Source organism: Micromonospora sp. R311 (assembly GCF_056780015.1).
The window spans coordinates 1-10,700 of sequence record NZ_JBSWCE010000076.1 but is presented as its reverse complement, the minus strand read 5'-3'; the positions used below and the strand labels follow the sequence as shown (position 1 = coordinate 10,700).

Genomic DNA, 10,700 nt, shown 5'->3' with positions numbered 1-10,700 from the left:
TTGCGTCACAACATGATCCTGGATGCCCTCTCTTCATACCCAGACATCGACCCCTGACATCGGAACTACTCGTCTAGGACGAGGTGGGCGGTGGCGTCGGCGCAGCGGCGCTGCGCGAGGGGCAAAACGCTGGTGTAGGTGTCGGCGGTGACCAGGAATTCTGGAGTGTCCGAGCATGTCCTGCAGGATCTTCAGATCAGCGCCGGCCTCATGGGCGAGGGAGCACGCCGGCGATGGCGGCGACGGTGGTGGCCGCGGGCCGCCGGGTCGTCTGGCTACACCGGAGCCGCCCGGTGGCCACGAGGTGCAGCACGGCGTGCAGGTTGGTCTGGGCGGACGCGGCGGTCGCCCGGATCTGTTCAGGCATCCAGACCTGCCAGGTCGAGGCGTTCGAGCAGGCTGGGCTTGCGGGCGTGCACCGTCCGTAGCTCGGCCAGCCGCTGCTGGAACAGCCTGCTGTCCGCGTCGCGTTCGCCGAGGTCGCGCAGGTCGACGAGGAGTTGCACGGCGGTGTCGTAATCGCGGGGCTTCTTCGTGGCAATCAAGGTGTCTACCCGCTGCCAGGCGGCGGGTTGGTCGACCGCGAGGGTGTCGAGGTGCCGTTGCCGGGCTGCTGCGGCGGACCGTTCCCGGCGGACCCGGTCGCGTTCGCGCTGGTCGGCGTCGCGGCGATCCCGTTCAGCGCGCAACTCGGCGGCGGTGGCGAGCAGTTCCCCGGCGGTGCGGGCGGCCGTCGGGGTGGACGCGTCGGTGGGGTGCGCGTCGCGGTAGCGGCGCAGCAGTTGGCTGCGCAGGTGGCTGTCGCCGCCGGTGATCAGGTTGGCCAGGATGGCGTCCTTGTCCCGGGCGGGCAACTGGACGACCCAGGTGCGTAGTTGCGTAGGGGTCGGTTCGTCGGAGGCGGCCGGCGCCGAGTCGGCCGCCGCGGCCGCGATCAGGTCGGGGTCGATGCGCAGGAACTCGGCTACGGCTGTGAGGGGCGCGTCGAGGGTGCCCAGTCCGGCTGGTACGGGCGGTTCGGGCTCGTCGTCAGCGACCTCTTCCGACTGTACGCAGCGCAGCCAGGCCAGGTAGAGCAGGCGCAGGTCGCCGGCGGCGAGGCTGGCCCGGACCGGGATGATGGAGGTGAGCAGGCCGTGGCCGTCGAGGTCCCACTCGTCGGTGCCGTCCTCGTCCTCGTCATGCAGGTCGATGATGACGTGCGTGCCGGCGGTCCACGCGGATGCCCTGTCACTCTGGCAGTACTGGGCGACGGTTGCGGGGTCGAGCAGGTGTTTCGGTAGCCGCAGCATGAGCTGGCGGGTGCCCCAGTTCGCCAGGTACAGGTGCGCGTCGAAGTACCGTTCCATCAGCTTGCGCGGGTCGCCCTTGAAGTTGCCCCACTCGTAGGTGTTGACGAGGCTGGTGGCGGTGATGTCGGCGCGGGTCGACAGCGACCGCAGCTCGGCCCGCTCCCGGCTGGTGAGGGGGCGGTCGACGGCGGTGAATTCGTAGTACTGGTACTCACTCACGGGGGCCTACCTCCCGGCCCAGTGCCGGTAGGCGTCGATCCACGCGGCGTCGTCGGGCGCGGGGGTGGGTAGCGGCAGGTCGAGTAGGTCGATTCTCTGCCGGTGGTGGCCTCGGGCGCAGACCGCGACGATGGTGTCCGCGGTCAGGTCGATCTTCCGCACGGTGACCTCGACGCCGAGGACGGTGGTGGTGAACGGCACCGCCAGGTGTTCCTCGAGGATGGTGAACAGGCCGGTGAGCTGTTCGTCGTCGCCGTACGCGTCGATGGTGGCTTCCTCGATCATCGCCTCCAGCGCGGCGTTTCCCTTCGATGCCATCGGCGGAGGATATCGGACCGGTGTCGGGGTGTGCGGAGCCCGATGCGCGAGGATGGTCGGCATGGGTTCGGTGGCCGAGTTCGTCGATCTTCGGCGGGAGGTGGAGCGGTTACGGGCGGAGAACGCCCGGCTGGCGCGTCTGCTGGAGCTGCGGGGCCAGGACACGTCTGCGGCGCCGGAGCAGTTGTCCGCGCCGGTTGAGCCGCCAGGGTTGGTCACCATGGCTTCGCCGACTCAGGACAAGCTGGTGCTGTTCGCTGACCGGTTCCGGGCCCGGGTCGACGTGTACGCCGTGCGGTGGGAGAACGCCCGTACCGGCGCTGCCGGGTGGATGCCCGCGGTCGCCGGCGGTTGGCGTAAGGGTATGGACCGGCGGGGTGCCACCTACCTGGCTCGCACGACGGAGGTCGTCGCGGCGCATCTCGTCGGCGATGTGTTCATGGGCCTGTATCCGCTGATGCCCGGCAACACCTGCCATTTCGTCGTGGCCGACTTCGACGGGCCGACGGCGATGCTCGACGCTCTCGCCTACGTGAAGGCGGCACGCGCCTGCGCGGTGCCGGCCGCGTTGGAGATCTCCCAGTCAGGTCGCGGCGCCCATGTGTGGGTCTTCTTCACTGGCGCTGTTCCCGCGGCCACCGGGCGGGCCGTCGGCACTGTTCTCCTTCGTGAGGCCATGGTGCTGCGCGGATCGATGGACCTGCGCTCGTACGACCGGCTGTTCCCCAACCAGGACGTCCTGCCCGAGGGCGGCTTCGGCAACCTCATCGCCGCGCCGCTACAGGGCCGCCGCCGTAAGGACGGACTGACCACGTTTCTCGACCTCGGCACGCTCGAGCCGTACGCGGACCAGTGGGCGTTCCTGTCGACGCTGGACCGTCTCAGCCCCGGCGACGCCGAACGGATCGCCCAGCAGGCCAAGCAAGCCGTAACCGGTGCCGACGTCTCCACGATGAGCCGGTCCGCTTCGACCCAGGTCCATCCTTCGCTGCCCCCGGTGATCCACGCGGAAGTCGGTGCCGGGCTGAGCATCGACGCCAGACAGCTCACCCCCGCCGCACTGGCGACGTTCAAACACGCCGCCGCCATGGCCAACCCGAAGTTCTACGAGCTGCAGCGACTCCGCAAGTCCACCTGGGACACCCCACGCTTCATCCGCGGCTACGACCTCACCCTCGATGATCACCTGGTCCTCCCGCGGGGCCTGCGGCACACCATCGCCACGATCGTCGAGCGCGCCGGGTCGCGGCTGTCCGTCACGGACGTACGAAACTCCGGGACCGAGATCGACACCGCGTTCACCGCCGAACTCACCGGCAAGCAGGCCACCGCGGTCGCCGCGCTTCTCGCCCACGACGACGGGATCCTGGTCGCCCCACCGGGCTCCGGCAAGACCGTCATGGCCTGCGCCGTGATCGCCGAACGCAACACCTCCACCCTGGTCCTCGTCGACCGCAAAGCCCTCGCCGACCAGTGGCGCCTCCGCATCGAACAGTTCCTCGGAATCAAGTCCGGGCAACTCGGCGGCGGCAGACGCAAGCTCACCGGCACGGTAGACATCGCGCTGCTGCCCTCCCTCGCGCGGCGCGACGACATCGCCACCCTGACCCAGGGGTACGGGCACGTCATCGTCGACGAATGCCACCACCTCGGCGCCGCCGCGTACGAGCACTCAGTCAAACGAATCGCCGCGCAGTTCTGGCTCGGCCTCACCGCCACACCCACCCGACGCGACGGCCTCGGCCAACTCGTCACCTGGCAACTCGGCCCCGTCTGCCACACCCTGACCGACGAGGAACAAGGCACCCTCGCGGCTGCGATGCACACCGACGCCGGACCCCGTCGAGCGCTGTTCATCCACGAGACCACATTCCAGCTCGGCGACGTCGACCTGGACGCGCCCGGCGCGCTCGCCGAGGTGCACCGGCGACTGGCCCTCGACGAGCCCCGCAACACTCAGATCGCCGATGATGTCGCCGTAGCCCTGACCCGCGGCCGCAACTGTCTGGTCCTGACCCGGCGGGTCGCCCAGGTCGAGGCACTCACCGCTCTGCTCGCCGCACGCGGACATCAGGCGCTCGTGCTTCAAGGCGCGATGAGCACCAGCGACCGGCGGGCCATCGTTGACCGGCTCGACGGCGCGAAGGCCGGTGACGGCCTGCTCGTCATCGGTACCACACCGTTCATCGGTGAGGGCTTCGACGCCCCCGCCCTCGACACCCTCTTCCTCGCCGGCCCGATCTCCTACGACGGCCTACTCATCCAATGCGCCGGCCGCGTCATCCGCGCCGCGCCCGGCAAGGACGTCGCCGAGGTCCACGACTACCACGACCCGGCCACACCCATCCTCACCGCCTCACTCCCACGCCGCATGCCCGGATACCGGGCACTCGGCTTCACCCGGACATGAACGCACCGCACGAGGGGCGTCTGTCGTGACCCGGGGCTGGGACACTGAGTCACGCGCGGCACGCCGCGTAGGCGGTGCCGATTGACGGTGGCGGCATGCGTACCTGGTCTTTGGGCTCAGCCGGGCAGGGTTTCGATCGGCTGGCCGGTGAGCGCGGCGATGAGGTCGAAGTCCTTGTCGACGGCCAGGACGGTCAGTCCGGTCTTTTCAGCGGTCGCCGCGATCAGCAGGTCGGGGATTGACGGGGCGCGGTGCTGGCCGCGGTCGGCGAGCAGCATCTGCACTTCCAGTGCCCGGTCTTCGATGGCGGGTGTGAGGTGTTCGACTGGCATCAGGGACAGCGGTGGGGCGGCGAACTGTCGGCGTCCCGCTTCTCCGGAGCGTGCCGAGTAGCCGAGTTCGAGGCGGGTGATGGTGGAGAGCCGGACGAGCCCGCGGCTGATGCGTGCGCTCCACTCGTCGCGGTTCGCCGCTTGGCCGAGTTGGAGCCGAACGTACGCAGACTTGTCGATCAGCCAGCTCGTCACCGCCACGCGGCCTCCATCACCGTGGGGTCGGCGAGATCAGCGAATGCCTCTGCGGACCGTTGCCAGTCCTCGGCTGTGACCGTCCGCTCGCCGGCGGGGCTGATGTTCTCCTCGAACTTGCGGCGTAGGTACTCGTTGCGAGACAGCCCGAGGCTGGCGGCTGCCGCGTCGATGCGGTCGACGGCTTCTTGACTGAGATCGCGGACGAGGATGTTGGGCATGTGGCACCTCCCTCGGGTGCTATCACGATATCATGCTGGCCCACGGATCAGAAGGTTAGGGGTTCGAGTCCCTTCGGGCGCGCAAGATCATGAGGGGTCTGACCTGCTGTGGAGCGGGTCGGGCCCTTTTTGCTGTCTGACTGTTGAGGACGGTGGGTGTCACGTGGGTGCGATGTGGGTGCCGGGGTCTGCGCGGCTCTTCCGCGGCGGCCCGGAGTCCTGACCTGTGTCTTTGCGGCGGCTGCGGGAGTGGCCGGGGTGGGGGCACCTGTTTTCGGCCGGGGGTCGGGCCGGTTCTTGCGGGCCTTGTTCTTGATCTTTTTGCGGGTGCGGCGGGCGGCGGCCAGGACGAGGTGGGCGGTGGCGTCGGCGCAGCGCCGCTGTGCCGGGGGTAGGACGCTGGTGTAGGTGTCGGCGGTGGTGACGATGCTGGAGTGGCCGAGCAGGTCCTGCAGGGTCTTGAGGTCGGCGCCGGCTTCGTGGGCGAGGGACGCGGCGCCGTGGCGCAGGTCGTGCAGCCGCACCGGGGGTAGCCCGGCGCGTTGGGCGAGTTTTGCGGAAGCGGGTGGTGGCGTAGTTCGGGTTGATCGGCAGCCCGTCGGCGCGCACGAACACGTACCCGGAGTCGGTCCACGGCTTGGCGTTCTCGGCGGCCTGGGTCCGTTGGTCGAGCTGTCGGCGGCGGTGCGCGCGCAGCACCTGCACGGTGCGCTTGTCCAGGGCGACCGCGCGGCGTCCGGCGGGGGTCGTGGGGATGGCCTTCGATGATCTGGTAGCCGGCGGTGGTGCGGTTGCGTTCGATGGTGAGCACGCCGCGGTCCAGCCGGCCGCGACGGCCGAGCCGGCGATGACGACGACGATGCCGGCGATGTCCTCGGCCCGGCCGAAGCCGTAGGTGTAGGCGCGGGTGGCGGCGCGGCGGCCGAGGAGGAAGGCGATGGCCAGCGGGACGGCGGTCAGGGCGTCGGCGACGTTGTGCAGGGTGTCGCCGAGCAGGGCGACCGACCCGGACAGCACGACGATGACCGCTTGGGCGGCGGCGGTGACGCCGAGGCCGACCAGGGAGATCCACAGGGCCCGCAGGCCCTCGCGGGAGGACTCCAACGCGGGGTCGATCTTCGCGCGGGAGTCGTGCGAGTGCGGGACGACGGCGTGAGTCAGCCGGTGCCACCAGGCGGCGAGGCGGCCGCCGTGGCCGTGGTCATGACCGTGCTCGTGGTCGTGGTCGTTCACCGCGTCTCCCAACGTCCTTGGCGGCATGACGGGTCGGTACCCGTGACGGCGGCGATAATATGTGCTCATGTATGCACGCGACAACGTTGCAGATGCGGGTGACCTGCAACAACGCCTGCCTGCCGACAGACAGGTGGAGGCAGCGACGGAGATGTTGCGGATGCTGGCCGATGGCACGCGGCTGCGGTTGATGTGGCTGCTCGTCGACGGCGAGCACGACGTGACCGCGCTGGTGGCGGCGTTGGGCGTGGCGCGGCCGGCGGTGTCGCAGCACCTAGGCAAACTGCGGCTGGCCGGGCTGGTGACGGTACGGCGGGAGGGCCGGCGCGCCCTCTACACGGCCCGGGGTGGTCACGTGCGGCGGCTGATGACAGAGGTGATGCACGCCGCGTCGCACCGGGTGGCCGGCATCCCGGAGCACGACTGACGCGCGGGGCTATTCGGCGGGCTTGGAGCGGGGGTCGGCGAACCAATCCTGGGTGAACTGGCGGACCGCGTCGACGTCGACGGTGTCGCAGGCAATCGTCTGGTAGGCGTGCACGGCCTTGACCGCTTCGGACTGGTCGGTGGCGGAGCCGCCGACGACCCGGCCGGCGGTGGGGTCGGTGACGAAGGTCCGCACCTGGGCGAGCTGCTCGGCGGGCAGGTCCGGCCGGTAGGTGACGATGACGTACCCGTCGCCGATGACGTGCCCGAACGACGTCGCGGGCACCGTCTCGCCCGGTTCGAAGAAGTCCTTCACCGGATGCGCGTTGCCGGCGGGGAACGTCTCGGTGCGGTTGCGCACCTCGCAGTTGCTCGCCGGGCCGGTGGCCGCCTGGACGGGGCGCAGCGCATCCGGGCCGGAGGTGACCAGCAGGACGGTGGCGGCGACGGCGCCGGCGGCGATCAGCGCGGCGTGCGACAGCCGGACATCCCGCAGCCGAGGCAGGTAGTGACGCAGCACGTCACCGAGCATGAACATCGCCACGGCCGCGATGAGCTGCCCGATCTCCACGCCCAGGTTGAAGGCCAGCACGCGAGGAATCAGCCCGTCCGACGGTAGGCCGACGTCCTGCAACCGGGTGGCCAGACCGAGGCCGTGAATGAGGCCGAAGGCGAGCACGGCGGCGGCGAACCAGGTCCAGTTCTTTGGTCGGCCGCGCAGGCCGACCACGCCGACGAACACCAGGCTCAACGCGACCACGACGTCGACCAGGACCGGGTTGACGTGCCAGTCGGCGACGGTGGCGGTGAACAGGGTGATGCTGTGCCCGACCGCGAACAGGGAGATCAGCTTCGCCGCCCGCCGGATCTTGCCGGCCAGCAGCAGGACGCCGCCGACGAACAGCAGGTGATCCCAGCCGGCGAGCATGTGTTTCGTGCCCAGCCACACGAACCCGCCGACGGTCTCGCTGGAACCGCCGACACCGTGAGCGAAGGCCGCGCCCGGCAGCATCAGCACCGTGGCCGCCACCACACCAGCGACGATCGCGCCCTGTCGCACCGCAGCGAGCATCCCGCTCCGCCCTTCTCATCCGTAGCCGACCGGAGGCCGGGAGCCTGCCGCGTCGTCCTGGTAGTCGCTCCGCAACCACAGATAGTTCCCGCAGTGACCGGGGCGACCACCCCTCCGGGATGGCGCTGGCTGTCGGCGTCAGGAGACGGGAAGCCCTGCCAGGCCGGCGGCAAGTCCGAGGGCGGCGCTGACGCCCAGGACCCGCAGGACCGACCAGCGCAGGCCGAAGACCAGCACGGCCGCGATCGCGGCGATGGCCAGCGGCACCGGTCGCCAACTGCCGAGGTCGGGCAGCTCCAGGTGCAGCGGGCCGGTGGTCACGAGGTGTTGCCGGGCGAACAGGGTGTGGGCGGCGAAGTACAGGCCGAGGTTGGCGATGACGCCGACGACGGCGGCGGTGATCCCGGTCAGCGCGGCGGACAGCGTGTGGTTGCCGCGCAGGCGTTCGACGTAGGGCGCGCCGAGCAGGACGAACAGGAAACACGGCACGAAGGTCACCCAGGTCGTCAACAGCGACCCGACCACGCCGGCCACCCACGGATCGAGGCTGCCCGGGTTGTGGTACGCGCCGAGGAACGCGACGAACTGCACGACCATGATCAGCGGCCCGGGCGTGGTCTCCGCCAACGCGAGGCCGCGCACCATGTCTCCGGCGGTCAGCCATCCGTAGTCCTCCACCGCCCGTTGCGCGACGAAGGCGAGCACCGCGTACGCGCCGCCGAAGGTCACCACCGCGGTCCCGGAGAAGAACAGGCCCTGCTGGGTGTAGACGCTGCCGACACCGGTCAGGGCCGCCACCGCAGCCACCGGGACGAACCAGGCCAGCAGACCGACAGCCAACACCGTCGCAGCGCGTCGGCCGGTCGGCCGGTCATGATGCAGCGCGTCGTCCGGGATCAGCGGGGCGGGCCCGTCCTTCCCACCACCACCGTGACCAGCAGAGGCCAGGTAGGCCGGCCGCCACCGGTGAACCGCCCAGCCGGCCACCGCGGCCAGGGCGACGACCACCGGGAACGGCACCCCGAAGACCGCCAGAGCGACAAACGCGGCCACGGCGAAGCCCACCAGGACCCGGTTGGCCAGGGCGCGGGTACCGACCCGCCACACCGCCTGGACGACGATCGCCACCACCGCCGGCGCCAGCCCGGCGAACAACGCCGTCACGATCCGGGTGTCACCGAAGCCGACGTACAGCGCCGACAGCGCCAGCAAAGCCACCAGGCCGGGCAGCACGAACAACGTCCCCGCGATCAACCCGCCCCGCATGCCGTTGAGCAACCACCCCACATAGATGGCGAGCTGCTGCGCCTCCGGACCCGGCAACAACATGCAGTAGTTCAACGCGTGCAGGAACCGACGCTGCCCGATCCACCGGCGCTCATCCACCAGGTGCCGCTGCATCACCGCGATTTGCCCCGCCGGACCACCGAACGTCTGCAACGAGATCAAGAACCAGGCACGGACCGCCCGCCGCAGGGGCACCACATCACGCCCCGGCACCCATGCCCCGGCGTCAGATGCCGTCGACGCGCCGGTATCGGCGTCCCTCACCTCGGCCATCCCGCGAGTATCCCGCAATGTCTACTTAAGCGAGCATCCCGCCTGCCCCCGCACTGGTCTTGGCGTGACCGGATGCCGCGACACCGACCAGCGGCAGAAGTGGATGTTGACCAACTCGGCCAGCGGTCACGTCGTGGTGGGGCAGACTTGTGGCATGGGGTTGCTGCGTCGCTTGCCTGGCGTTGAGGAACTCCGGCGCGCGGACCTGACCTACCCCGAGGAGGGTGCCACGCGCGGTGGGCTGCCGGCCGGCTACCACCACGTCCATCGCCGAGCGCGATTGGGCGCTGGCCGCGTTGGGTTCGAGGGGGCCGCTCACGCGCTGTCCGGATGGGACATGCATCGTCGAGTGGGGTTGGCGGTCATCGCGTCGAGCCCGGTCGCCGTCGCTGGCAGCGTTGTGGTGTTGACGCTCGGATGGGGCTGGCTGCGCATCGCCGCGCCCTGTCGTGTCGTGTACACGGTGGATGAGCCGAACCGTCGCGGCTTTGCCTACGGCACGCTGCCGGGTCACCCGGAATGCGGCGAGGAGGCGTTCATCGTCGAGCTGGCCGCCAATGACGAGGTCTGGTTCGACATCCGGGCGTTCTCGCGTCCCGCGCTGCTGGTCGCCCGCGCTGGCGGGCCGATTAACCGCAAGGTGCAGAGCCTGATCACCGAACGCTACATCAACGCGTTGCGGACCTGAGTGAAGTGGGCCTCGCCACCGACCCACGCTCACCTATCCAAGCCCCGGCGCGCACGCGCAGCTCGCTGCGCGGTTCAGTGCCTTTTCAGTGCCGTGGGTGTCTGGGTCCGGCCAGCTGTCCCGGAATTCCCAGTCAGGTTGTCGGCATCGGGCGCGCCGCCGGTACGCCGGCACCGATCCTGGCGGCAGTCCACCCAGAACCACCGCAGTGACACTCACAGATCCGTAGGCCCTGCCCACTACCCGAACGGGTTGGTTATCGGTATGTGGCGTGCCCACCAACGGGCCCAGGGATAGCGTCGGACTAAGTTCCCAGCGGACCGCAAACATCGGAGGCAGGACATGTCGGGCACTGGCATGCTGAACATCGCCGGAATCTTCCTCGACGAGGAAAGTCGGGTAGTCATTCGCAACGATATGCTCGCCGCCGCTGTAAGGGAAGCGCTCTCGACAGGCCAGGGAATTCCGGATGAGGCGGCTTGCCGCTCCGGATGCGAACTCATTGCGTGCGGATAACCTGTGCAGATGGTCGTGCAACGATTGCAGGCAGCGGCACTCCTTCTTGGCCCGCTCATCTTTGCTGCATCACCGTTTTTCTGGATCGACGGACATTACGGCGTGAACAGCGGAATGCTGATCGCGCTGTCCATGGTGCCCCACGGCCCCGGCGTTGTTCGGGTGTGTCCGGTTTGATCATGGTTTGTTAGATGCCGTAGGTGGCGAAGACGTCGCGG

Annotated in this window: 11 protein-coding genes and 2 pseudogenes; 4 read left to right on the top strand and 9 right to left on the bottom strand. The window is 69.6% G+C overall.

Features of this window, described 5'->3' with window-relative positions; all coding sequences use genetic code 11:
• Nucleotides 1-74: 74 nt before the first annotated feature.
• The 3 genes and pseudogenes from AC1WTP_RS33695 to AC1WTP_RS33685 all read right to left on the bottom strand — a co-directional run.
• Nucleotides 75-228: pseudogene (locus AC1WTP_RS33695) on the bottom strand (site-specific integrase); the annotation flags it as partial.
• A gap of 131 nt (nt 229-359) precedes the next feature.
• Nucleotides 360-1,511, bottom strand: coding sequence for a hypothetical protein (locus tag AC1WTP_RS33690; protein ID WP_481653262.1), 1,152 nt, complete (start codon nt 1,509-1,511; stop codon nt 360-362).
• A gap of 6 nt (nt 1,512-1,517) precedes the next feature.
• Nucleotides 1,518-1,829, bottom strand: a complete 312-nt coding sequence (locus tag AC1WTP_RS33685; protein ID WP_481653261.1) for a hypothetical protein — start codon at nt 1,827-1,829, stop codon at nt 1,518-1,520.
• A 61-nt stretch (nt 1,830-1,890) separates the two neighbouring features.
• Between AC1WTP_RS33685 and AC1WTP_RS33680 the strand changes: the two genes are divergently transcribed.
• On the top strand, nt 1,891-4,239 hold the full coding sequence (locus tag AC1WTP_RS33680; RefSeq protein WP_481653260.1) for a TOTE conflict system archaeo-eukaryotic primase domain-containing protein: 2,349 nt from the start codon (nt 1,891-1,893) through the stop codon (nt 4,237-4,239).
• 116 nt (nt 4,240-4,355) lie between these two features.
• On the opposite strand, the gene AC1WTP_RS33675 is transcribed toward AC1WTP_RS33680, so the two are convergent.
• From AC1WTP_RS33675 to AC1WTP_RS33660, 4 genes and pseudogenes are all read right to left on the bottom strand, one after another.
• Nucleotides 4,356-4,772, bottom strand: coding sequence for a PIN domain nuclease (locus AC1WTP_RS33675; protein WP_109904167.1), 417 nt, complete (start codon nt 4,770-4,772; stop codon nt 4,356-4,358).
• On the bottom strand, nt 4,763-4,987 hold the full coding sequence (gene vapB, locus AC1WTP_RS33670) for a type II toxin-antitoxin system VapB family antitoxin (protein ID WP_109904169.1): 225 nt from the start codon (nt 4,985-4,987) through the stop codon (nt 4,763-4,765). Before vapB ends, AC1WTP_RS33675 begins: the two co-directional genes overlap by 10 nt.
• Nucleotides 4,988-5,034: 47 nt before the next feature.
• Nucleotides 5,035-5,511 (bottom strand): tyrosine-type recombinase/integrase, encoded by a 477-nt coding sequence (locus AC1WTP_RS33665; RefSeq protein WP_481653264.1) that lies wholly within the window; start codon nt 5,509-5,511, stop codon nt 5,035-5,037.
• A gap of 289 nt (nt 5,512-5,800) precedes the next feature.
• Nucleotides 5,801-6,247: pseudogene (locus AC1WTP_RS33660) on the bottom strand (cation efflux transmembrane domain-containing protein); the annotation flags it as partial.
• Between the two features lie 40 nt (nt 6,248-6,287).
• On the opposite strand from AC1WTP_RS33660, the gene AC1WTP_RS33655 reads away from it, so the two are divergent.
• Entirely contained in the window at nt 6,288-6,647 is a 360-nt protein-coding gene (locus AC1WTP_RS33655) for an ArsR/SmtB family transcription factor (protein WP_109905743.1), read from the top strand.
• A gap of 9 nt (nt 6,648-6,656) precedes the next feature.
• Here AC1WTP_RS33655 and AC1WTP_RS33650 read toward each other — a convergent pair whose 3' ends face one another.
• Nucleotides 6,657-7,706 carry a HupE/UreJ family protein gene (locus tag AC1WTP_RS33650; protein WP_158289921.1) on the bottom strand — a complete coding sequence of 350 codons (1,050 nt, stop codon included), beginning with the start codon at nt 7,704-7,706 and terminating at the stop codon, nt 6,657-6,659.
• Between the two features lie 150 nt (nt 7,707-7,856).
• A complete protein-coding gene (gene chrA, locus AC1WTP_RS33645) occupies nt 7,857-9,200 on the bottom strand; it encodes a chromate efflux transporter (protein ID WP_481653263.1) in 1,344 nt (447 codons plus the stop codon).
• Nucleotides 9,201-9,432: 232 nt separating this feature from the next.
• On the opposite strand from chrA, the gene AC1WTP_RS33640 reads away from it, so the two are divergent.
• On the top strand, nt 9,433-9,966 hold the full coding sequence (locus AC1WTP_RS33640) for a DUF1990 family protein (protein ID WP_481653259.1): 534 nt from the start codon (nt 9,433-9,435) through the stop codon (nt 9,964-9,966).
• Between the two features lie 525 nt (nt 9,967-10,491).
• On the top strand, nt 10,492-10,659 hold the full coding sequence (locus AC1WTP_RS33635) for a hypothetical protein (RefSeq protein ID WP_481653258.1): 168 nt from the start codon (nt 10,492-10,494) through the stop codon (nt 10,657-10,659).
• Nucleotides 10,660-10,700 lie beyond the last annotated feature (41 nt).